Source organism: Bremerella sp. TYQ1, assembly GCF_020150455.1.
Taxonomy (GTDB): Bacteria; Planctomycetota; Planctomycetia; order Pirellulales; family Pirellulaceae; genus Bremerella; species Bremerella volcania_A.
The window spans coordinates 2,832,035-2,853,922 of sequence record NZ_CP083740.1; the positions used below are offsets into that span (position 1 = coordinate 2,832,035).

The following is a 21,888-nucleotide window of genomic DNA, read 5'->3' on the forward strand; positions in this document are numbered from 1 at the left end:
GCCGACGTGGTACAAGCCAATAAGTCATATAGCCCGATTCTAGGAAGCAACGGAAAGCCGATGGTGCGCGAGCCGTCGGCGGGTGTGATTGCACGGCAGCGGGAAAAGATCCAGAGCCTACGCGCGAAATATGACGCGGCGGTTACCAACTTCGACAACATGAAACACTGGGCGAATGCGGACAATCTTTCCGCGTCGTCTGCAGCCAACCCAGACGTGCGGCGTCGGCTGCGATCGCGTGCCCGTTACGAGTGCCGCGAAAACAATAGCTTCGCCAAGGGAATGATCGACACGCTGGCCAACGATATCGTCGGCCGCGGTCCGAATCTGCAGATCCACAACGCAGGCCAGGAAGCGGCAGCGAAGCAGCTCGAGCGGAACTTCCGCCGCTGGATGAATCGAATCGGCTTGGCACCTACGCTACGAACGGGGATCACTAGCGAGGTTTCCGACGGCGAGATCTTCGCCGTTGCGGTCAACAACCCCAATATCCGGAATGGCGTCCAATTGGACGTGAGGCTTCTTGAGGCGGATTACTGCAGCGACTTCGGCGGCATTCAAACGGTCGATTATGACGACGGGATCGAGTACGACAAAAACGGTTACCCGGTCGCCTACAACTTTCTGAAAGATCACCCCGGCGACAACTTCGCCGGCGTAAGCCATTGGGAAACCAAACGCGTCTTGGCGGACAAGGTGGTACATTACTTCCGCCAAGATCGACCAGGCCAACGCCGCGGTATTCCATGGGTTACGCCCGCGCTTCCGCTGTTCGCCCTGATGCGTCGCTATACGCTGGCCGTCACGCTGTGCGCTGAGACGGCCGCCCGCTATTCCGGCGTCATGTACGCCGACGGCAACCAGGTGGTGCCCGACGAAGATGTCGACCCGATGGATTCGATCGAATTCGAGATGAATTCCATGTTGACGTTGCCGATGGGCTGGAAGCTGGGACAGCTGAAAGCGGAACAGCCAACGACGACGTACCAGATGTTTCGCGATGCTTTGCTTTGCGAGATCTCGCGATGCCTCAACATGCCTTTCAACAAGGCCTCGGGGAATTCGAGCGGCTACAACTTCGCCAGCGGCCGCCTTGATCATCAAACCTATTTTGAATTCGTCGACATCGAGCGAAGCAATCTGGAAACGCGTTTCTTAGATCGCGTCTTCCGCTGGTGGATTGACGAGGCCGTTTTCATTCCTGGCGAGATCCCGCCCGGTATCGGCCCGATTGATCAGCTGGACTATAGCTGGCGATGGCCAAGCCATCAGCACATCGATCCGCAAAAGCAGGCCGCGGCCGACCTGATTCTGTGGAACGCGGGCCTTCTGACGGATGAAGAATATCAGCTCAAATCTGGCAACGATCCAGAAGAGTACTATGCGAGCCTGGAACGAATGTACAAACGCCGATCGGCGATCGGTGCCCCTCTGCCTGGCTTCCAACAAGGAGCCGGCCAAGATCCAAACAACGACAACGAAACCAACGAAGAAGAGGCGGCCGCCGATGACAACGCGTAAATTTTCCAACCTGTTTGGTTTGCTGCCAATATTGCACGCCGGCGGAACGGCCGCGGCTGGTCTGCCTAATGCACCGACCGAGCTTCCCGAAGTTCTGACGCTGGAAGCCGAAGGCGACGTGGAATGGATCAAGGCCAACGGCGAAGAGGATGGCGACGAAGGCGCGGCGACGCCCAAGTTTTCGATGGTGGCTTATCGCGGCGGCAAGATGCGGCCGGCAGGCTGGGGCGGCGATGTCGTGCTTGACCTGGCCGGTACCACGATCGCGAAAGGCAAACGGCCCGCGCTCTACAACCACAATTCCCAAACGCCGGTCGGTCATTTCGAGGACGGCGGGATCCAGAACAACGGAAAGCAGATCAAGGCCGAAGGCGTTCTTTCGGTCGAGTCTGACGAGCAACGCAAAATCATTCAATCGAGCCGCGCCGGCTTCCCCTGGAAGTCTTCGATCGGTGCCGCGCCCGATTGGTCGAAGATCGAGTTCGTCGACGCGGGTGATTCGCGACGCGTCAACGGAAAAGTACAACGCGGCCCATTTACCTATGTGAAGGCCGCCCAAGTCCACGAAGTTTCTTTTGTCACGATCGCCGGCGATGACACGTCTAGCGCGGCCGTGAAAGCCAACCGATCCATGGAGGGATCTCACACGATGACTTTTGAACAATTTCTCGAGGCCAACGGCTACGACATCGAAACGCTGACCGAAAAGCAGCTCAAGCCACTACGCGCGGCTTGGAAGGCTGAATTGAAAGCCAGCGGCGACGATGGCGGAAACGATTCCGACGCGGAACCTGGCAACACGCGCCGCGAATTGAACGCCGGCGGAAACACCCAAACCAATCAGCAACCCGAAAACGAGCTTCCTTCGCTTGCTGACCAGCTGCGAGCCGAAGGGGCTGCCGAAGTGGAACGCCAAAGCAAGCTGCGCGGGCTGTTCGCGGGTGCTCAGTTGCCAGAAGATCGACGCGGCGAATTGCTTGCCCAAGCGATTAGCGAAAACTGGAACAACGACCGCGCCGAGCTGGAGATCCTACGAGCTGGCCGAGGCGACGTTGGCAACGGCGGCCAGGTTGCAATTCACTCCCGCAATAAGAACCTGACCGCCGGCGCGTTGTCGGCATCGGTCGCGCAGACGATCGGCGTACCGGAAGAGATCGCGGCCCGCGGCGTGTCCGAGAAGGATATGAACATTGCGGCCGAAGCCGAAAACCGCGGCTTGACCCTTCACGCCCTGATGGACGTGATCTTCCTGAAAGCCAACGGCTATCAATACAGCGGCAACCGCAAGTCGCCTGACTTCGTGCGTGCCGTCGGCCGCGCTGATCGTCAGCTGGCCGCCGCTGGGTTCTCTTCGAGCTTGAACGCTTCCGGCAACACCACGATCAGTTTGACCGGGATCTTGGGCAACGTCGGCAACAAGGCCATGCTGGCCGCGTTTGAATCGGTCGAGACGGTTTATCAACAACTGTGCCGCATGGCCAGCCATTCCGACTTCAAGCCGCGGTCGACTTACCGCCTTGATATCGATGGTGGTTATAAGCTGGTTGGCCCTGATGGTCTGTTGAAGCATTCCGAAATGTCGGAAACCGGATTCACCGCGAAGGTGGACACCTACGGTACCATGCTGACGCTGACGCGCCAGGACATGATCAACGACGACCTGGACGCGTTCGCGCAGATCGCGACCCAGTTGGGCATCATGGCCGGTACCGTGATGGAAGAAGTCTTCTGGAAGTTGGTCCTGGGCAACTTCAACAACTTCTTTAGCGTCGCCAACAAAAACAAGCTTTCCGGCGCGCAATACTCCTTGGGAATCGAAGGCCTGCAGAAGGCGGTCTCGGCGTTTAACAAGCGAGTGAAAAAGGACGGTTCGCCGATCCTACTTTCGCCAAAGAAGATCGCCGTCGGCACCTTGCTGGAAGACACGGCCAACGACCTCTACGTCGAAAAAGACGTTCAAGTTACCGGCACGGCCAGCAAGAAGTCGATCGCGTCGAACCGCCACCGCGGGAAGTACATGCCGGTCGCGTCGCCTTATCTCGACAACGAGGACATCCGCGATCGAGAAGGGAAAGCGATTCCGAATCAATCGGCTTCGAAGTACATCTTGTTTGCCGATCCGAAGAACCGCGCCGCCTTCGTGTGTGCCACGCTCAACGGCAACAACTTGCCCACGATTGAATCCGACGAATCGGCGTTCAACACGCTGGGCATGCAATGGCGCGGCGTGCATGACTTCGGCTTCGGTGAAGGCGAGCCAGAAGCCGCCTTGGAAGTCGACGGCACCGACTAAGCCGAACGGCTAACCGTTCAAATCTGACGCCGCGGCCAGGCCGCCGCGGCGTTCCTTTCACGAATCAACCAAGCCAAACCATTTAGCGAGATAGAGCAATGAGCTTCGAAGCAAAGTTTGACAGCGGCGACCCGTTGATGGTCGACCACGTACCAGCCGCGGCCGTTGCCGCCGGCGAAGTCGTCGTCCTGGCCGATACGGTCCGAATTGCCCACCGTGCCATCGCGGCCGGCGAAAAAGGCGCGTTGGCTGCCTGCGGTGGAACGTATGTCGTTCCCAAGGCTGCCGGTGGATCCACCGCGATCGCCGACGGCAAGAAGGTTTATTGGGACGACGCCAACAACCGAGTCACGGCGACCGCGTCGACCCACAAGCGTATCGGCTACGCCGTAGGCGCTTCGCTGGACGCCGACACCAGCCAGGTGATTGAACACGCACCTGGACCGGCCGAAGCGTAAGCCAAAGCAATCGAGGGGCAACGCGTCCGCGTCGGTTTGGGGGGATGGCCGGCGCGGCGCGTTGATACCTGGGGAACGAATCAATGGGATTTTTCGACGACGCAATCGCTTGGGCACGTGGACAGATTCACGACGCCGCGCCTTCGTTCATCGTCTATCAAACCGATAGCGATAGCCTGGCACTGAAAGCGACCAAGGGGGCGTCGGAATTCCAAGCCGAAGCGGGGGACGACTTCGCGGCCGAAGACCATACGATCGACTTCCTGATCGATCCGACAAAGCTGGTCGCGGCCGGGACGCCGTTTAAGCCGAAGGCAGGGCATGAGATCCACGAACTAGACGGCGAAGGGGGCAACCTGGTCGCCAAGTATCGCGTCACCGCATTGCCAGGCGTTCCGCCTTGGACCTGGTCTGGTCAATCGCGGGCAATGATGCGGATCCATTCGAGGCAAATCGGCGATGAGTGACAAAGGAGCTGCGATCGACCTGGCCGACGGCCTGGCGTGCAAACTTTCCGACCTGGGATTCCCAGCGGTGCGATCGCATTACCCGATCATCCGGTCCGACGATGTCGAAAGCGTGAAGATCTTCGCGATACCTGGTGGCAACAAGACAACGATCAAGTCACGCACCACCAACGCGCACGAAGTCGTGGCGTCGATCATGGTGGTTAAGAACTTGAAGGATCAGGAAGACGCCAGCGAATTCGACGGCGTCGCGCAGACGATCGAAGCGATCAAGCGGCTGTGGGAAAACCCGACACTGACCGACACGCTAGGCGACAACGCCGGGGCACTACGACGCGATCCGATCGCCGGCCTGGCATGGAAGGGCATCAATAGCGACGCCCTATTCGATCAGAATCGACTTTATGAACACAACCAGCTGGTGAGCATCATCCAGTTGACCTATTACGGAACCAGGTAGCCAGGGAGGGCAACCCGATGACTTTTGAACGCGATAGCGTCCTCGGTAAAGACTGTTTTCTTTATTACAACACCGGCACGAACGCGACGCCCGTCTGGGTCGAAATCGAACGCGCCATGGACGTCGACATCACGCCTTTTAGCAAAGGCAAGGCCGAACAAAAAAGCCGCGCGTCGAAGTGGAATTTCAAGCGTGGCACGTTCGTCGAGCTAGGCGTTTCGTTCGGCTACGACTACGAACCAGGTGGCGGCGACACTGTCTTCGCGGCTTTGCTCGATTCGATGCTGAACAATACGCCGATCGAGTTCTGGGCACCTGATGGACCGGCGGCCACGGTCGGATCCGGCGGCATGCGTATGGTCTGCGAAGTCTTCGAATGCCCCATGGGTCAAAAGCTGGAAGAAGCCGGCAAGTTCGATATCGCCGCGGAGATCACGCGTGTTACCGAAGGGGGCAGCCTGGTCGAACCGGAATGGTACGAAATCGAAGCGTAACGCCAGGCGTTTGACCTGGCGGAACCTTACCGCACAACAACCCGTTTTTTTGAATCTCTAACCTTTGAGGAATTGAAGCCGTGACACCTGAAGAAAAGCAAACCTTGGAGATCCTGACCCAAGCCACGAAGGATCTGAAACCGAAGCAGCTGGTTCACGTCCAAGCCGGCGACGTGGCCACGATCTGCCGCCTGGCCGCGAAGTCGGTACCGGCGACGCCTTCCAAGCCAGAAGGCAGCAAGTAGTCCAATAAAGGAGGCCTGGCCGCCGGCCAATGCGGCCCGCGGCAGGCCTTCCCCATTGCACGCAAACCATCCACCAAACCAACGAGGGAATGCCTAGGCGTTCGGTAACCATGCAGGAAGCAAACACCCAACCGCAAACCACTACCTTTGTCGATAGCAAGGGTCGCAAGTGGTCGGCTACGGTCGACGTGCCAACCGTGAAAGCGATCCGCAACGCGTTGAACATCGATCTGCTTGAGCTGTTAAACGGCAAAGATCAATCTTTGCGGCAACTGATCGAGGATCCGATTATGCTGGTCGACGCGCTGTATCTGGTATGCCGCGACCAGTGCAACGACGCCGGTATCGACGACAACGAATTCGGCCGCGGTCTGTACGGCGAAGGGATCGACAACGCGGTCGATGCGTTCCTGGTGGGCCTTGCCTATTTTTTCCCGAAAGGCCGTCGCGAGATCGTGCTGGGCGTGATTCGGAAAATGAACGAATCGCTGGACCGCGTGATGGCGAAAGCGTTGGCGGCCTTGGAGGATCCGAGAGTGATGGCGGCAGTCGATCGCGAAAGCGACCAGGCGGTCGAACAGTGGCTGACCCGAATGGACAACCTCGGAACTGGTGGAAAATCCTCTACGAGTTAGCGGCCGTTTGCCAATTGGAACCGGACCGACGCGGGAGAACGCTTCGCGAGCTGGTTTGGATGAGCCACCAACGCGGCAAGCATGAGTGGCACCAAACGGCCTTGCTGGCTTCGATCCTGATTAACGCCAACCGCGATTCCAAGAAGCAGCGGCAGCCGATCGATCCGGCGCAACTCAATCCCTACATCGAAGAGAAGCCGCGCAGAAGCGAAGGCGTTCGCGTTTGCAAAGCTAACCGGGACATTATCAAAAAACTATGTAGCAAACGGGGCGGCAATGTCATCGGCAAAACTTAGCTTCAACGTAAACATGCGAATGAAGCAGATGTTTTTCGATCGGCCGGCTGTGATTCGATCAATTGAACCGGGCAAGCTGCGAGTTCTTCGCACGCACGCGGGATCGATCCGAAAGACGGCGCGGCGTTCGATGAAACGCGTGTCGAAGGCAGCGAAGAAAAAGGCCGCCCGGTTAAGGGCCGAAGCGATTCAGCGAGGCGACCGCACGTTTCGAGATCCGACGGTTAGCAAGCCAGGCCAACCGCCCAAGATCCACACCGAGGGGGACTTCAACCCGAAGCGTATTTTGTTCGGCTACGACACCAACACGGATAGCGTCGTCGTCGGACCGATTCGGACCAATTCACGACACAACGCGGTCGAGACGTTGGAGCATGGCGGCAGCGTCCCGATTTACATGGGGCGGCGACGAAAACGAAAGCTAATCAAAACGGTCTACATACGAGCGAGGCCGTTTATGGGACCGGCAGAAGAAGAGATGCGGCCGGAATTCGAGGCGGCATGGGCTGACATTCAGCAAGTTTAGCGCAACGCTGCCGCGTCGAATCCGTTAGGGAACGATACGGCGGCAACCAGGCGGGAAACCGCCTAACGAAGAGACGCGAACCAAGGAAGGAACGCGGGGGCAATGGCAACGGGGGGAGTACGAGCGGGCGCGGCCTTTATCGAGCTGTACGTTAAAAACGGCTTGGATAAGGGACTACGAAAAGCACGCGCGAAGCTGCAGACGTTTTCGAATAGCGTCCAAAATATTGGGCGCAATCTGACTAGCGTTGCCGCGGTGGGCGCTGCCCCTCTAGCGATTGCGGCCACGACTTATGCGAATTTCGCCGACAAGATGGCCGAAGTTCGAGCCGTTACCGGGGCAACCGAGCGGCAGTTCGGCCAGCTGGAGGCGAAGGCGCGAGAGCTGGGGGCAACCACCAGCTATTCGGCCAGTCAAGTCGCCGAAGCAATGAAGTTCTTAGGGATGGCCGGCTTCAATCCTGACCAGATCACGGCCGGGATTCCTGCCGTCTTGAACCTGGCTCGAGCGGGATCGACCGACCTGGCCACGGCGGCGGATATCGCTTCCGACGTTGGATCTGCCTTCGGGCTAACCGCTGACGAGCTGGGGCACGTGGCCGACGTGATGGCGACGACGGCATCGAGCGCCAACACCTCTATCGAAATGATGGGCGAGACCCTCAAGTATGCCGCGCCGCTGGCGAAGGCAGCTGGCCAGTCGATCGAGGACACGGCCGCGGCGATCGGCGTGCTGGGCAACAACGGTATCAAGGCGAGCATGGCCGGTACCGACATGGCCGAAATCATGAAGTCGATCGGCAGCAAGTCGGTTAAAGGGATCGAGGCGATCGGCGTTAAGACTAGCGACGCGGAAGGGAACATTCGCAATCTGTTAGACGTGATGAAGGATATCGGCGCGGCGACCGCGGAAATGGGACAAGCCGAACGCCTGGCGTTCTTTGAAGCGAGCTTCGGCCGCGCTGCCAAGTCGGCTTTGATCTTGGCTGATTCCGGCGACGCAATGGATGACCTACGGAAGAAGATCGACGGCGCCGAAGGATCCGCGGCAGAGATGGCCGCAATGATGGACGACAACTTGGGCGGTGCGTTCCGTCGGTTTATGTCGGCATTCGAGGGCATGCAAATCTCCATCGGCAAAGCGTTGGACGGTCCGCTGCAGGATTGGATCAACTGGGGCGGCGAGGCATTGGGATCGATTGAGGCCTTCATATCAGCCAATCCTCAACTCGTGACATCGATCGCGGCAATTATCGCGATCGCGGGCGCGGCTGGCGTTGGTTTTCTAGGCCTGGCGTTTGTTCTAAATATCGTCGTCGGCGCCATAACGGGCGTGGTGACTGTCGTGGGCGTCCTATCGTCGATCATTGGTTTATTGTTCACGCCACTTGGGGCTGGCATCGCGATCTTGGCCGCCTTGGTGATTGCCTTCACCGATTTTGGTTCGGCCGCAAACGCGGCATCGGGAATGATTGCCGACGCCTTCAAATATGTAGAAGACACGGTCAACCCGATTCTGGAATCGCTTTTAAATGCCCTGCGATCAAGCGACTGGGAATTGGCCGCGAAGATCTTATGGCAAGGCGTGAAGGTTGTCTTCCTGGATTCGATGGCAGAGATCTCGAAAGAGGTCGAGATCTGGAAAGAAGGCCTAACGTCGGTACTGAAAGACGTGGCCTCTTTTAATTCGATGATTGCCGGCGGGCCTCTGCTTGAAGGTTTTTGGCATGACCAGATCGACACCGCGGCCGATATGGTTGGGGCAACTTCCGAAGGCATCGAAATAGAAGGCAAACGTGCCCGAAACATTTTGGAGCAACTGCAGAAAGAGGCCAACGAAGCGGGCAAACTCCAGAGCATCTTAGACGGCCTGCCAGGTGTTTCGGCCTATGGATTGGAGGACTTGGAAGGTAGCGAAAAACTGGATGCGGTCGCCGATATTGCCGACGCCAAACCGCAGATTGAATTGCCGGACTTGGAAGGCGTCGGCGATCAAGTGGCGAAGGCCTGGGAGATGGCCGTCGGTACGTCTAATAGCTTTGCGGTCGATCGCATTGGCTTACAAGCGCGACCGATGGAACGGGTCGAAAACGAGCTGCGAGAAGTCAACAACAAACTGGCCGAATTGGTCGAACAAGGGGAGGACGCGGACACGTTCGCGGAATAGGCAAGGATGCCAGAGATCTACGAAGTTGTTCAATCACAAAGCGGCAAGGATGGAACCGGCCGCAACTCAAAGCGAAAGCTGCTTTATCACGTCCTGGGCACGGATGACGACGCGACGATCATGGCTACCGTCCTGGCGACTTCGCCGCCTAGTTTCGTGACGCCAGGTGGAACGCTTAATCTTGACGATGTCAGCAAGACACAAATCGGCCCGGAATTCTGGGCGGCAGAAGTCAACTACATCGACCCCGAAAAGCAAGAGGACAAAAAGAAGCGGCCGACGGGAACACTGGTCGCCAGCTGGGACACCACCGGCGGAACGCAGCATATCACAACAAGCCTGGAAACAGTCGACAAGGCGGGAGACTCTGCTTCCGAGCCGCCGCCCGATTTCCGGAACGCGATCGAAGTTACCGAAAGCGGCGTTAATGGCACCGACGTTGTCGTGCCTCTGCTTCGCTTGGAGCTGGAATATAAATTCCCCAACGCTTCGGTGACCGACGAATATATTCGCCAGCTGCGAGACCTGACCGGCACCACCAACCACGAAGAGTTCAAGGGCTGGGCGGCCGGCGAGCTGCTGTTCATGGGATCTAACGGCCGCCAATCATCCGATGGCGATATCTCTGCCCGTTTTATCTTTGCGGCCGGCAAGAATATCGAGGTCGATTGCGAAAAGTATCGACTTGTGGAACAGCCAAGCGGCGAATGGGCAACGCTTACCAAGGGTGCCCATGATCATCTTTGGTTCTACTTCAAAAAGGCGATAGACGCGTCCGCGTCGAAAGTTGTTCACCGACCAATCGCGGCCTATGTGGAACGCGTTTATGAAAAAGAAAACTTTGCCCTGATTGGAATAGGGACCTAATGCCATGGAACGGCCTAACCTTCTGATTCATACCGCGATTAGCGGATTTACCCAAAACGTCGGCCAATGGAACGGGATCCTGGACCTGACCGAGAAGCTACGCGAACAGTTCTGCGACGGCGTCCGAAGTCGTGTGCATTACTACCCCTGGCACGCGAACTTTGCCCACGTGGCCGAATACTATTGGGCCTTGGGTGAAAAGTACGGCGTGAGGCCGATATTGGGCGTCTATGCTTACAGCTGGGGAGCTGGCCGCGGGGCGATGGCGTTGGCCAAGCAGCTGCAGCGGCGCGGGATGATGGTCCGCGTGATGGTGTTAGCGGATCCCGTTTATCATCACCCCTTTGCCCCTTGGCGGGCGATGCGATCGTGGTGCCTGCCGATCTTAGGCGAGCCAGTAATCCGCGTTCCGGATAACGTGAAAGAGGTCTATAGTTTTCACCAAACGCAGAACCGACCAGGCGGCCACAAGCTGATCAGCGCGGGGCGTTGCGGGGGTGCGTTCATCCATCCGCGGCAGCTGCTTCGATACGATCACCAATACATGGACAACGCGCCCGAGTTTCACGCGTTGGCCTTGGAGGAAGCCGCGAAGCTGTGCAAGTTTGCCGGCGGCCGTCGGACCGAAGCCAATGGCCAATTAAAGGCGATCCGAGAAGCCAACGCTTAGGAGTTCCCCCCGACCATGAAACAGAAACGAGTCAGAGGCGGCCAGAAGATCGGCGGCAACTTATCGGCTGCCGCGATCAATGCGATTAACGGCCTGGTAGAACGTGACGATCTGACGCGCTTGAATAAGCCAGGCAACCGACGGCCGGAGATCCAGCAGCACGGCATCTTCGTAGATGCCGAAGCACACCGCGACATTGCCGCGGGCGAATGGCAGTACATATCGCCGCCCCTATTTCATCCCGACGACGTGGGCGAAAACTGGGGGCTTGGTGCCGAGTTCTATTGGGCCACAACCCAAGGAACGGTAGGGTATGGGCCAGGCGGACGCAACGAAGGGCTTATTCCCGCGATGGCGACCGAGTCGTTAAAGGATGGGGACGTTGGGCGTTTTCAGGTCGCCGGCGTTGCACGTACAAAAGTCAAATTTCCCTACTTGGCAAGTGTTCCGCCGCAATGGTCACTTTACCGACAAGCCTATCGAACGGCGCACTTCAGCACGGCCGACGGCGTGCCCATTGCCACGGTAAATGATAACGGTCTGCTTGATGTTTTATGGCACGATGAACCGGCAGGCGTGGAACTGCAAGACGCTACGGTGCGCTGGCCAGCTGTTCCGCGTTCCCCGCGGATGCTGCAGATTGTCGCCTTGTTCGATAACACCTCTTCCTCGTCTTCCTCATTCACATGCGATGGGTACCAATATCAGACTTTGACCACGCCTTATTTCGGCATCAACGGCACCGTTTCGCAACGTCCGTGCTTTCTACGTGCTGGGGTCTACAAGATCACGGCCAACCTGTGGTGTGAGTTCGGCGGCGTTCTCGGTAGTGGTCACAACGGTTTGATCAAGGCCCGCGTGACGAAAACCGGCCCTTCGCCACCTACAAACGCGGTTAATATAGCGGGGCATTGGACGAACGATTTACCCGACGGCCCTTCGATTGGGCATAGTACGATTTTCGCTTCCGGTTCTCAGTTGTGGAACGTGAATTCGTTCGATGAACTGTACGCGGAAATTGTCGCGGCAGACATCCAGTCGGCCAACGTTCGTGTTCAGATACAAATAGAAGGCCCTTTTAATAACGACTTTCCAGAGGTCACAACCTACGTGCCGTAACTTCGGCCGATCGCTTTCAGATTTAGAAACAAACGCCAGGGAGGGCGGTTCAAAATGTCAAGGATGATTTTCGACCATGGTCTGCAGTTGGCCCAATTCAATAGCGGCGTGATTCGCGTGCTGCTGGAAGCCCACACGTCGACCTATTTGCCAGATCGATCGCACCAATATCTTTCTCAGTTCTTCGCCAACGGCGGCGTGGAGTTGTCCGAGCCTGCCAGCTACGCGCGGCAGACGCTAACCGGAAAAACGGCCGCGGCCGACGTGGTCAAGCATCAATTCGAGCTAGACGCCAACGACGTCGCCTTCGGTACCCTTGAGATCTCAAGCCAACGGATCATTTCGGCAATGTACTACATCGAAGTAGGCGGCGACGATTCGACGCCGGCCGATGATGTTTTGTGGATGCGTGACGATGGCAAGATTGATATCAAGCTGACCGCGGCCGCGTCGCTAAGCGATACCACGCTTTATGTCGAACCGATCGCCGCGGATCTTCGCGACGGCACCACAATCGAATTCAGCGGCGGCGGTACGTGTACGCTGGACGGCGATCACTCCAAGGGAGACGACACGCTTTCCGTTTCTGCGTTGGCCACGTCGGCCGCGGCCCGCTGGGAAGTTGCCAGCGATGTCGATACGGTCGCGATCATCCCTGGTTTGGACTGTATCGCGGTACCGCAAAACGGGCCGGTTAATATCGCCTTCGATCCCGACGGCCTGGTCTACTTCAAACAGCGTTAAGCCGCTGCCAGGTTAGACCACGAAGGGAGGCGGGGCAGAGATGGCCGTGATTTACAAAGATCGCGTGATGGAAGTCACGACGACGGCGGGAACGGGAACGCTAACGCTTGGCGGTGCGCTGCCGAGCTGCCGCCCGTTTTCTGTTTGTGGTGACGGCGCGACGGTTCGTTACACGATCGAGCAAGGGGACGACTACGAGACGGGAGAAGGCGTGTACACGCTGGGCAGCAACTCGCTAACGCGTGCCACGCTCAAGCATAGCTCGACGGGGTCGAAGTTGAATCTGACCGGCGGCCCCGCCTATGTCTTTCTGAGTGTTACCGAGCAGCTGGTCGACGAACTGCTGGCCGGTCCCGACTTTGACCTGGTGGAAGAATCGCCTTCTACCTTTGGACCGAAAACCAACAACGCGACCGATTGCGGAAGCCTGGCGAAACAATGGCGGCGCGGTTATTTCCAACACGTAAGCATCAATGGGCAGACGATCGCCCCGGTTACGAACCTAACGCTATTGGGCATCAACACCCGGTTGTATGATCTAGAGGATCGGCCACGCGTTGGATATGACGGCCTAAGACTTTCCCGAACTTCGGGACATCAAATTGCGATCCAGCCCGGTTACGCGCACAACAACGACTATTCCAATTGGTTACGAGTCGAATCACCGATCACGGTGGATCTTTCGGTTGCTGGTTCCTTCGTGAATGGCGCCGCAAGGTCTCTCAACACGTGGTACCACTTTTTGATTGGGCACGAGACCGCAACCGGCGACGTTGTGGCAGGCCTTTCGACCACGCTGGCGAAACCGAGCGGCTGGGATGACTGGCAAATGGTTGGAGCGATGCGAACCAATGGCGTAGGGAGTGGCGACTGGGATCTATTCGTTCAAGATGGGGATTGGTTTTTTCAGCCGCTCGAAATTCAGCAATATTCGGTTACCACTCAAGGCACCGGTGAAACGGCCGTTCGGTGCTGGTGCCCGGCCGGTTCGTATCGCGTTAAGAACTTCCTTCGAGCAAGCAATTCGACGGCAGGCTTCTACTGCCTGATAAGGCAAGTTCCGGCGGGTGCTTGGTGGCTTGCCCCGCACGTGATAACCGGACGCTACGTCAATGTCGAGTTCGATATGGTGACCGACTCCTTGGGTAATTTCTATTTCGCTAATACTGCGTCTTCCAACTTCGATATTTTTTCGTTTACGGGCCGGGCCTTTCGCTACCCCATCGGGAACGCTGCCAATGTCTAACGGGATTGCATTCATTGAAAACGAGAGCGTGGCGTGGGCTTTCATTCACGAAGGCAATTATTGCGTGACGTTTTTCGGCACGGATCCAATACCGGACCCGCTTCCACCTGGTTACGTTGCGGCGGATTCTCGCGAGGATGCCTTAACCGTTTACGATGCCCAAAACGGAACGAATCTGGCCGATCGAAGAACGAAACGCGAAGAGGTCTGGAACTGGTACCGGGAACAAATCGCGGCGGGATGGTATGCCCAACTTCGCGATGAATTCGACGTGGTGGTTTATGAGCCTGGTTTCACGCTGCGGATCGACGACGACGCCCGGAACGAATTCGACCAGCTGGCGACCAAGTGGACGATCGCGATTCTTAGCGGCCTATCGCCTGCGTTGGTATCTACGAAGATCTACGGCATGGACGAAACGAGCTCGAGCGGAAACGATGCCGGGCACCTGGTGACGGTCGACGTTTTCCTGGCCTTGATCGACGCGGGCGGCGCGTACTATCAAAGCTTGATGGATTTACGCGAGGCCTACTTCCAAGAGATCGACGCGGGCAACACTTCGTTTACCGTTGGCGATCCGCTACCGGAGTAACGACGTGCTAGGCTATTCGCCACTAGGTTCGACGCCGCTGGCTAAAGAGATCCGCCGCGTGATCATTCAGGGCGGAAGTACTTCCGCAAATTGCAACCAACCGGCTGCCGCGGCTTCGATCACTTCGACGGTATCAACGGATCCCATCCAAAGCGAGCTCGAGCTGGCTACCGGCGGCCTGGTGCCGTCGGTTTCAGTTCAAGGATTGGGCGTCGAGCTGCAGGCGTTCCACCTGGCCGACCAGGCGACGGCCGGCGGGTCGATCGACCTGGCAGCGATCGAGCTGGAAGCGATCAAGCTGGATAACCTGGCAGCGGGAACGGCGACCACGTCCGCGGATCCTATCGCGGCCGACCTGGTGGCGGTGTCGCTGTTCCTGGAACAGACAAGCCAACTGCAGCCGCGGGGCGTTGAAGTACTCGAGACGACTTCGGCCACGTATCCGGCAGCCGCGACCACCCTGGCACCTGGTGCGATCAGTCTGGAAGGCATCGCCGACGTGGGGCAGCTGCAGGCCTGGCGAACGATTCCGACGGATCCGCTGGAAGTCGATCTCGAGAAAACGGCCGGCGGCCTGGTGCCGTCGGTTTCGATCAGTTTGCCGGGCGTCGAGCTGCAGGCGTTCCACCTGGCCGACCAGGCGACGGCCGGCGGGTCGATCGACCTGGCAGCGGTCGAGCTGGAAGCGATCGAGCTGCCCGACCTGGTGGTCATTCCGCGAACGATCCCGGCCGGAGTACTCGAGGCGGAATTAGGCATGGCTACGGCCGACCTGGTTTATACGATGATCATCCTAAGCGGAGGAATCGAGCTGCAGGCGTTCCAGATGCCACGCCAGGCGACGGCCGGCGGATCGGTCGACCTGGCAGCGGTCGAGCTATCAGCGGGGCAACTGGGCGGCGTGGCAAGCGGTGTGGCGACAACGGCAGCCGGCCTCATTGGGGCGGACCTGGTCGCGGCTGGTGAGTTCCTGGAACAGTCGGCGAACTGGCAAGCGTTTCCGTTTGAGGCAATTCTGGGCCCTAACTCTATCGATCCAATAGCTGCAGCTGGCCTGGCACCTGGTGCGATCGAGCTGCTGGCGGGGCAAGCGGTACACCTGGCCAACGGGTCGATCGCGCTGGCGGCCGGTGGGGTCGAGCTGCTGGCCGGTACCGAAAAGCGAACCTTTGAAACTGAACTGCTGATTCAGTTCTTCAGTTTCGACCTGATGGCGAAGCCGAGCCAGGCAGAAAGCCAGGCCAGCGGGGCGATCGCGGCCGGAGTACTTCACGCCGCCGGCGACCTGGTGGCGGGGCAGCTGCAGGCCTGGCAATTCATGGCCGCGGATCCATTGGAAGGCTATCTCGAGCTAGCCACCGCCGGGGTGCTGACTTCGGCCGGTATCGATCAAGGCGGGCTCGAGCTGCAGGCGTTCCACCTGGCCGACAAGGCAGCGGCCGGCGGGGCGATCGCGGCCGGAATACTTCACGCAGCCGGCGACCTGGTGGCGGGGCAGCTGCAGGCCTGGCAGTTCATGGCCGCGGATCCGCTGGAAGTCGATCTCGAGAAAACGGCCGGCGGCCTGGTGCCGTCGGTTTCGATCCGTTTGCCGGCTGTCGAGCTGCAGGCGTACAACCTGGTCGACCAGGTAACGGCCGGCGGGTCGATCGACCTGGCAGCGGTCGAGATCTTCGCGGGGCAGCTGGGCGGCGTGGCGAACGGTTCGCGGACGATCCCGGCCGGAGTACTCGAGGCACAATTGCAGCCGATCGCCTGGCGTGGTTTCGGTCCGGTGCTGATCGCGCCGCCTGAATTGGTCTATACGTTGCCGTCGGCGTGGCCATACTATGCCCTTGCCGATAACCGGCTGGCACTGGACTTGGACGATCAGCGGCTGGCCTTCGATCTGGTCGATCATCGGTTGGGCTACGACCTGGCGCCCGGCTGGTATCAATTCGACCTGCGCGACAATTTGCCAATCTATCGAATCGAGGAATAGCACCGATGACCCTAGCCAAACAACGCGACTACGAGAAGAACCCGACCGAGGTTCCTAGCTTCGCGATCAATTGCGGGCCGGTGATGATGACCGACGAAACGGTTACTTCGATCATTTCGGCAGACATCGCGCAAACCTACGAAGATGGCAGCGAGATCGCGGCCGTTGACAAGGTCGCCATTCAAGGGGCCGCCGCCAACGCGTCGAAGATCTGCGAGCCTGGCTTCGAACCTATTCCTATCGGCCGCGGGATTGTGGGCTTCGTTTCCGGCGGTACATCGTCCGAGAAACGCTACAAGATCACGATCCCTTTCGAAACAAGCGGCGGACAACGAAGGGACGCGGAGTTCCTTCTACGAATCCGCTAAACAACATTGATTTAACACCAGGGGCAAATTATGAAACGCATGTACCATGCGCAGGGGCAAACTCTTTATCAGGGCGATTGTCTGGCAGTTTTATCGGAAATGAAAAAGAAAGGCTATCAGTTCGATGGCCTGATCTCCGATCCACCATACTCGAGCGGCGGTTTGCATACGGGATCTCGCCAGGCGGCAACGAGTGCCAAGTACCAAAGCAGCGACGCCAAGAAGAAGTTTCCCGACTTCCTAGGCGACAACATGGACCAGCGATCCTATCGAGCCTGGGCGATGATGTGGTTGGGAGAAGCCATCGACATGCTAAAGCCAGGCGGAATCGTTTGTTTGTTCACCGATTGGCGGCAGTTGCCAACCATGACCGACATCTTTCAAGGTGCCGGCCTCTTGTGGCAAGGCGTAGCGCCGTGGGACAAAGGCAACGCGCGACCACGGATCGGTGGGATCTCTCAGCGATGTGAATTCGTGGTATGGGGATCGAAAGGCAAGCTCGAGCGAAAAGGGCCATCGCTGGCTGGTTCGCTACGCCATGGTCTCGTCCCCTCTTCGCGTCGCGTTCATTGTGCCGAGAAGCCGGTCGAACTGATGGCGGAATTGTTGAAGCTTATCGCATGGCGGGAAGACGCGACGGTCTTGGATCCGTTCGCCGGAAGCGGGTCTACGCTTGTTGCCGCACGGCAGATGAGCATGAAAGCAGTCGGCATCGAGAAAAGCCAAGAGATCGCGAAAATTGCCCGAGACCGCCTTAAGGGTGATTCGATCGCAGTTGCTGCTTAAATCTCGACAGACACGAAACTGGCGGGTCGAATTCAATATTCGACCTGCCTATTTTCGTGTGTCAAACTTCCAGACAGCTAATCTCGCTCACAAATGACACGCCCTCCTTGGGCATTTTTAAATGCGGGCTTTACAGCGATCAGCCAAGTACCTGGCAAGAGAACGACCCAAGCTCAGCGACCCGGCCCACGAGCGCGTTGGATTGCAACCGGAGCGAGATGGCCGGGTTCGCTGCAGCCCATGGTTAGGCCGCGTTGTCATGTCGTATCTCTCGCAACTCCGAAGACAAGCCGCTTGTAAGCTCGCTGCGGTGTATCGGTCTCCGGCACGCGCACACGCACGTAGCCCCAGAATCCGTCGCGATGAAAGAGCGCGAAGTAACCATCGAACTCTGACTCGCTCGCCTGCTGTCCGCGACCTGGCACGATGCCATCGACCCAATGTGGACGGCGGTCGGCCCCCAACTGCGCTGCAACTCCTGAACCGCAGCGTCCGCTCGGTCATGAATGCCGCCATCAGGTGCTGGATGCTCAATGCTACCGACATGCTCCTGAATCACACGCTCCCGAACACCAGAACCATCGGAAAGCTCGGTGATGAGTTCCTCCATGACCTGCGTTGCGGATGAGTGCGACATAGCGGGCTAACGACGGCGATAACGGGGCCGCCGCCAAAAAACCATGATTTAAAATCCCGCGTGATCGGCGGCTCCCGTTCACCGCTTGGTTATGCCATTTCGTCCTCGGGATTGGTGTCATTGGTAGTCACGGTAGCCTCGCGCTCACGGCGCAGTCGCTGCCCGCGGCTCCTTCGTTCTGACTCGAGGCGTTGACGCTGCTCCGACTTGCATTTGTTGTATGCGGCAATGAAGTTCGTCGTGAGCGAGGACAGCCATTGCACATTGTCAATCGCGTCATCCGCGATTGGCTCTCGTTGCATCGTCGTCATCACCAGCGTGCCCCAGAAGTCGTTCGGCGTACAAACGACACGTATCGGCACCGTAATCACTCGGCGAAAATAGACATCGTTTGCAGGGGACTGTATTGTTCCATAAAGTTGGTGATGTTTGTCAAGCGAGTATTCGTCGGGAACGTGATTAGACCAAGCCATAACCGCAGGATGGCGATCACCCATGCGTAGCGCTAATTCTTCATTTACGCGTTCCGAAGCATAGAAATACCAAAGGCCAAGAGATGTGTTCCCAAGCGTGGGACGATCCACCTGGCCCTCTTCAAGTTGCGTCCAGTCAATCGTAATGTCGTCGATTTGGTTGACATCCAAGTAAACCTCGATGGTGTAAACGCGATCCGTAATGCCCAATACGCGATCAATTGTGGAGCGTGTTGGGGCAAAGACGTGATCCAGCAATTGTTGAAATTCATTTTCGCACCACCCGCTAACGTTGCATACTTGCGCGTTGTATTCGTCGAATGACGCGCGAAGAGTCTGGTGGACTTCGGACTTTCGTCTAATCCCTTTGCGAAGTTCGGCGATATCCGTTCGTAATGTGGCATCATCAATTGTTGAGTGTGTGTTTCCACGCCGAAGTGCCGCGATACCAAACACAAGTTGTAGTCCCGTGCAGACCACAAGCAGAACAATCGTGATTGTGATATTCAGTCGGTCGGGAGTTGACGCATACAATTGAGTGACGAGCGCGTTCCCGAGTAGGCCCAAAAAGACTGGCATTACAAATAACGCCACAAGCTCGAGCCACCAAACAACGTTGCGCGCAGACGCCAATTCCTTTCGGACTTCGTCTGCAGCGTCAGGATTTAGTCGAATGTCAGACATTGCAGTTTTGGGCATAACTAGTATTTATTCAGAACCTTTCCGAATAACGTTCGCACGTTATTCGGAATCCAGGCAGTCGAAATCAGCCGGGCTGCGGACGCCACCGCCTCCCTGGTTCAAAATATGAGTATAAATCATCGTCGTCCTAAAGTCACTTTGACCAAGCAGTTCCTGTACCGTACGGATATCATAGCCCGCCTCGCAATGAGCTGAGCCCTCGAACTTCATGCACGCAAAGGACGAGCCGACCTGAGTCTCGAACCCTTCGGTAATTTGCTCGCAATTCGTACTGCCCCTGGGCTAGGTTCTTCCCTGGGGGTGGACGGAGTCGCCCCCGACGGGAAAAGTCGAAAAAGGGGACTTTGTTTCTTTCCGTGTCCGGCCGGACAAATCGAATCAGGCAACAGAAATTGACTTACCCAGAACACCAAGCTGAGAATGACGACACATCATTTCCGGTGACAGGTCGGAATCGCTCAAAGTGTGCCTACAGTTCTGTTGGAATACATAGTGGTGTATCCGCTTCTTCACGAACAAACTCGCGATGTCTCGGCAAACTTGGAAAGCATTCATTGTTGATAAAGTCGAAGATCAACGTGCCTGCGCAGCAATGGCCATTCTTCTTTCCAGCAGCAGCGCTGTCAGTCAGGTGAGATTGGTCGAGTTCTCGCGTAATCGACGCAAGACAATTCTCGGAGATTTGAGTACATGCAATTTGAACTCTCGGGCCGAGTTCGCGAACGGCGTTGACGACTTCAGGCCGCGGAGTAGAGTGTCGTCCCCTACCAATTGAGAAGAAGACAATCTCAGGACTCGCCGCCCTCATAAAATCGTTCACAAAACTTGCCAAATCACCAGCGCCCGCCCGGCCTCCATGGTGAGGAAAAACTACAATCTTTGCATTTAGTTCCTTTTCCTGCTCCACGATATTTTGAAGGCCGACTATATCAACATCCCCAGGCAGCAAAGCAAACGGATTGCCACCGTATAGCAGTCGTATAACGCCACTGTTGCTATTAGTACCGAGAGTTCTACCCTTGCGGTCAACGCTACCTGGGCCTTTCGATGCAAGATATGTGCTGGGTGCGACAATCTCGATTTCGACGTCCGTTGTATTGAAATCACCGGTTGATTCTGTTGTCAATATTGGCTGAAAGTCGATTCCTGGATTTTGTGACAACTCGAAAACGAGATCATCCCAAGTGCTGCTCGTCTTTGCGGAGTCAGTGTTCGCTCGAACGACGCCAACCGAAACTGTGTCGCTCGCTAACAGTCCAATTAATCCGCCAATGTGATCAGTATCAGCGTGGGATAATAGAATTGTGTCAATATGTTTGATTTCTTGCTCTCTTAGAAACTCAAGCAGTATTGCTCCCTGCCCTGTGTCAATAACGACGGTCACACCACCGTTTATTAGTACGGCAGAATTTCCGTGCCCAACGTCAAGAACAACGAAAGCGTCTTTCAACCGTTTGACTCCCGTCACGGCTTCTAAATCTCCCAATCTGAAAAATAAAGGTCTTCGTCTGATTCCGCGCCCAAATTTACTTGCGCGTGAAACCGTTGCTCTCCCTGTTTGACTTTGTTGACAACTTCTGAGGGACAGTCACTAATTTGAAGTCTTATTCGTTTCTTTGTATCCCAAGCTGGAACGACAGCATATGCATAGCTGCAGCCGTCCTCGAAATCTTCAATTCGAACTAGCGCTCTCCAAGGCCGCCGAGGCACGATAAACTCTCCTCGAAACTCACGAACGCATAAGTTGAACGCTTCGAGAATATTCTCTGGCTCTGCCTCATCGTAGGAGATAACACGAGGAATGTACCGCCTGCGCCGTCGCAATAGACTCGCTTCCCAGTCCGTATACTTTGTGCATAGGACTACAGGTACCTTCGCTAAATAAAGAGAAGAAGCAAGTTCATCCCCATCAAACACGGCATAGTTCCCATGTTTTTTAAGATGATAGTCGCAAAACGCCGCATCGACTCGGGGCCGCAGGTTCGCCACGTAACTGTCTAGAACATCCAATGGACCATCTTCAACAACCGGTGTGCAGTCCATATCTTCAATGGCAAGCTTGTAGGTATTCCGCCCACCGAGATCATCATCAATGACGGCAACTCTCGAGAATATTTTTTTGGACAAGGCCATGTCCGACAT

Annotated in this window: 24 protein-coding genes and 1 pseudogene; 20 read left to right on the forward strand and 5 right to left on the reverse strand. The window is 57.1% G+C overall.

All coding sequences use genetic code 11. The features are described from left to right. Positions 1-6 precede the first annotated feature (6 nt). The 20 genes from LA756_RS11080 to LA756_RS11175 all read left to right on the forward strand — a co-directional run bounded on the left by LA756_RS11080 (position 7) and on the right by LA756_RS11175 (position 17,934). Positions 7-1,521, forward strand: a complete 1,515-nt coding sequence (locus tag LA756_RS11080) for a phage portal protein (RefSeq protein ID WP_224439939.1) — start codon at positions 7-9, stop codon at positions 1,519-1,521. Beyond that, complete coding sequence (locus LA756_RS11085) at positions 1,508-3,814, forward strand: hypothetical protein (protein WP_224439940.1); 2,307 nt, start codon at positions 1,508-1,510, stop codon at positions 3,812-3,814. Before LA756_RS11080 ends, LA756_RS11085 begins: the two co-directional genes overlap by 14 nt. A gap of 98 nt (positions 3,815-3,912) precedes the next feature. Then, positions 3,913-4,272 (forward strand): DUF2190 family protein, encoded by a 360-nt coding sequence (locus LA756_RS11090; RefSeq protein WP_224439941.1) that lies wholly within the window; start codon positions 3,913-3,915, stop codon positions 4,270-4,272. 83 nt (positions 4,273-4,355) lie between these two features. Continuing rightward, positions 4,356-4,739 carry a hypothetical protein gene (locus LA756_RS11095; RefSeq protein WP_224439942.1) on the forward strand — a complete coding sequence of 128 codons (384 nt, stop codon included), beginning with the start codon at positions 4,356-4,358 and terminating at the stop codon, positions 4,737-4,739. Beyond that, positions 4,732-5,199: a hypothetical protein gene (locus LA756_RS11100; RefSeq protein WP_224439943.1), complete on the forward strand. Its 468-nt coding sequence runs from the start codon at positions 4,732-4,734 to the stop codon at positions 5,197-5,199. The genes LA756_RS11095 and LA756_RS11100 overlap by 8 nt, the downstream gene beginning before the upstream one ends. Positions 5,200-5,216: 17 nt before the next feature. Then, positions 5,217-5,693, forward strand: coding sequence for a hypothetical protein (locus tag LA756_RS11105; RefSeq protein WP_224439944.1), 477 nt, complete (start codon positions 5,217-5,219; stop codon positions 5,691-5,693). 80 nt (positions 5,694-5,773) lie between these two features. Further along, a complete protein-coding gene (locus LA756_RS11110; protein WP_224439945.1) occupies positions 5,774-5,938 on the forward strand; it encodes a hypothetical protein in 165 nt (54 codons plus the stop codon). A gap of 89 nt (positions 5,939-6,027) precedes the next feature. Beyond that, positions 6,028-6,573 carry a hypothetical protein gene (locus tag LA756_RS11115; protein WP_224439946.1) on the forward strand — a complete coding sequence of 182 codons (546 nt, stop codon included), beginning with the start codon at positions 6,028-6,030 and terminating at the stop codon, positions 6,571-6,573. A 59-nt stretch (positions 6,574-6,632) separates the two neighbouring features. Then, positions 6,633-6,869 (forward strand): hypothetical protein, encoded by a 237-nt coding sequence (locus LA756_RS11120; protein ID WP_224439947.1) that lies wholly within the window; start codon positions 6,633-6,635, stop codon positions 6,867-6,869. Between the two features lie 19 nt (positions 6,870-6,888). Continuing rightward, the gene (locus LA756_RS11125; protein ID WP_224439948.1) at positions 6,889-7,395 is read left to right on the forward strand and encodes a hypothetical protein; all 507 of its coding nucleotides are present in this window, start codon (positions 6,889-6,891) and stop codon (positions 7,393-7,395) included. Between the two features lie 102 nt (positions 7,396-7,497). Beyond that, on the forward strand, positions 7,498-9,561 hold the full coding sequence (locus LA756_RS11130; RefSeq protein ID WP_224439949.1) for a phage tail tape measure protein: 2,064 nt from the start codon (positions 7,498-7,500) through the stop codon (positions 9,559-9,561). 6 nt (positions 9,562-9,567) lie between these two features. Continuing rightward, the gene (locus LA756_RS11135; protein ID WP_224439950.1) at positions 9,568-10,428 is read left to right on the forward strand and encodes a hypothetical protein; all 861 of its coding nucleotides are present in this window, start codon (positions 9,568-9,570) and stop codon (positions 10,426-10,428) included. 4 nt (positions 10,429-10,432) lie between these two features. Next, complete coding sequence (locus LA756_RS11140; RefSeq protein WP_224439951.1) at positions 10,433-11,098, forward strand: hypothetical protein; 666 nt, start codon at positions 10,433-10,435, stop codon at positions 11,096-11,098. A 15-nt stretch (positions 11,099-11,113) separates the two neighbouring features. Continuing rightward, positions 11,114-12,217 carry a hypothetical protein gene (locus LA756_RS11145; protein ID WP_224439952.1) on the forward strand — a complete coding sequence of 368 codons (1,104 nt, stop codon included), beginning with the start codon at positions 11,114-11,116 and terminating at the stop codon, positions 12,215-12,217. Positions 12,218-12,271: 54 nt separating this feature from the next. Next, the gene (locus tag LA756_RS11150; RefSeq protein ID WP_224439953.1) at positions 12,272-12,961 is read left to right on the forward strand and encodes a hypothetical protein; all 690 of its coding nucleotides are present in this window, start codon (positions 12,272-12,274) and stop codon (positions 12,959-12,961) included. Between the two features lie 40 nt (positions 12,962-13,001). Further along, positions 13,002-14,207: a hypothetical protein gene (locus LA756_RS11155; protein ID WP_224439954.1), complete on the forward strand. Its 1,206-nt coding sequence runs from the start codon at positions 13,002-13,004 to the stop codon at positions 14,205-14,207. Next, on the forward strand, positions 14,200-14,799 hold the full coding sequence (locus LA756_RS11160; protein ID WP_224439955.1) for a hypothetical protein: 600 nt from the start codon (positions 14,200-14,202) through the stop codon (positions 14,797-14,799). Before LA756_RS11155 ends, LA756_RS11160 begins: the two co-directional genes overlap by 8 nt. Before the next feature lie 4 nt (positions 14,800-14,803). Next, positions 14,804-16,780, forward strand: coding sequence for a hypothetical protein (locus LA756_RS11165; RefSeq protein WP_224439956.1), 1,977 nt, complete (start codon positions 14,804-14,806; stop codon positions 16,778-16,780). Positions 16,781-16,785: 5 nt separating this feature from the next. Further along, complete coding sequence (locus LA756_RS11170; protein WP_224439957.1) at positions 16,786-17,148, forward strand: hypothetical protein; 363 nt, start codon at positions 16,786-16,788, stop codon at positions 17,146-17,148. A gap of 30 nt (positions 17,149-17,178) precedes the next feature. Then, entirely contained in the window at positions 17,179-17,934 is a 756-nt protein-coding gene (locus LA756_RS11175; protein WP_224439958.1) for a DNA methyltransferase, read from the forward strand. Positions 17,935-18,191: 257 nt separating this feature from the next. Here LA756_RS11175 and LA756_RS11180 read toward each other — a convergent pair whose 3' ends face one another. The 5 genes and pseudogenes from LA756_RS11180 to LA756_RS11200 form a co-directional block, all read right to left on the reverse strand. Continuing rightward, positions 18,192-18,398, reverse strand: a complete 207-nt coding sequence (locus tag LA756_RS11180) for a hypothetical protein (protein ID WP_224439959.1) — start codon at positions 18,396-18,398, stop codon at positions 18,192-18,194. Between the two features lie 262 nt (positions 18,399-18,660). Beyond that, positions 18,661-19,302 (reverse strand): hypothetical protein, encoded by a 642-nt coding sequence (locus LA756_RS11185; protein WP_224439960.1) that lies wholly within the window; start codon positions 19,300-19,302, stop codon positions 18,661-18,663. 483 nt (positions 19,303-19,785) lie between these two features. After that, positions 19,786-19,926 (reverse strand): annotated as a pseudogene (locus tag LA756_RS11190) (integrase); the annotation flags it as partial. Positions 19,927-20,215: 289 nt separating this feature from the next. Next, positions 20,216-21,196 (reverse strand): ComEC/Rec2 family competence protein, encoded by a 981-nt coding sequence (locus LA756_RS11195; protein ID WP_224439961.1) that lies wholly within the window; start codon positions 21,194-21,196, stop codon positions 20,216-20,218. 23 nt (positions 21,197-21,219) lie between these two features. Continuing rightward, entirely contained in the window at positions 21,220-21,888 is a 669-nt protein-coding gene (locus LA756_RS11200) for a hypothetical protein (protein ID WP_224439962.1), read from the reverse strand.

Coding starts and splice junctions, on each gene's coding strand:
- LA756_RS11155 (WP_224439954.1), top strand. CDS start 13,002: ATGGCCGTGATTTACAAAGATCGCGTGATGGAAGTCACGACGACGGCG.
- LA756_RS11140 (WP_224439951.1), top strand. CDS start 10,433: ATGGAACGGCCTAACCTTCTGATTCATACCGCGATTAGCGGATTTACC.
- LA756_RS11120 (WP_224439947.1), top strand. CDS start 6,633: ATGAGCCACCAACGCGGCAAGCATGAGTGGCACCAAACGGCCTTGCTG.
- LA756_RS11200 (WP_224439962.1), bottom strand. CDS start 21,888: ATGTCGGACATGGCCTTGTCCAAAAAAATATTCTCGAGAGTTGCCGTC.
- LA756_RS11170 (WP_224439957.1), top strand. CDS start 16,786: ATGACCCTAGCCAAACAACGCGACTACGAGAAGAACCCGACCGAGGTT.
- LA756_RS11130 (WP_224439949.1), top strand. CDS start 7,498: ATGGCAACGGGGGGAGTACGAGCGGGCGCGGCCTTTATCGAGCTGTAC.
- LA756_RS11090 (WP_224439941.1), top strand. CDS start 3,913: ATGAGCTTCGAAGCAAAGTTTGACAGCGGCGACCCGTTGATGGTCGAC.
- LA756_RS11135 (WP_224439950.1), top strand. CDS start 9,568: ATGCCAGAGATCTACGAAGTTGTTCAATCACAAAGCGGCAAGGATGGA.
- LA756_RS11125 (WP_224439948.1), top strand. CDS start 6,889: ATGAAGCAGATGTTTTTCGATCGGCCGGCTGTGATTCGATCAATTGAA.
- LA756_RS11150 (WP_224439953.1), top strand. CDS start 12,272: ATGTCAAGGATGATTTTCGACCATGGTCTGCAGTTGGCCCAATTCAAT.
- LA756_RS11085 (WP_224439940.1), top strand. CDS start 1,508: ATGACAACGCGTAAATTTTCCAACCTGTTTGGTTTGCTGCCAATATTG.
- LA756_RS11095 (WP_224439942.1), top strand. CDS start 4,356: ATGGGATTTTTCGACGACGCAATCGCTTGGGCACGTGGACAGATTCAC.
- LA756_RS11175 (WP_224439958.1), top strand. CDS start 17,179: ATGAAACGCATGTACCATGCGCAGGGGCAAACTCTTTATCAGGGCGAT.
- LA756_RS11145 (WP_224439952.1), top strand. CDS start 11,114: ATGAAACAGAAACGAGTCAGAGGCGGCCAGAAGATCGGCGGCAACTTA.
- LA756_RS11100 (WP_224439943.1), top strand. CDS start 4,732: ATGAGTGACAAAGGAGCTGCGATCGACCTGGCCGACGGCCTGGCGTGC.
- LA756_RS11115 (WP_224439946.1), top strand. CDS start 6,028: ATGCCTAGGCGTTCGGTAACCATGCAGGAAGCAAACACCCAACCGCAA.
- LA756_RS11105 (WP_224439944.1), top strand. CDS start 5,217: ATGACTTTTGAACGCGATAGCGTCCTCGGTAAAGACTGTTTTCTTTAT.
- LA756_RS11160 (WP_224439955.1), top strand. CDS start 14,200: ATGTCTAACGGGATTGCATTCATTGAAAACGAGAGCGTGGCGTGGGCT.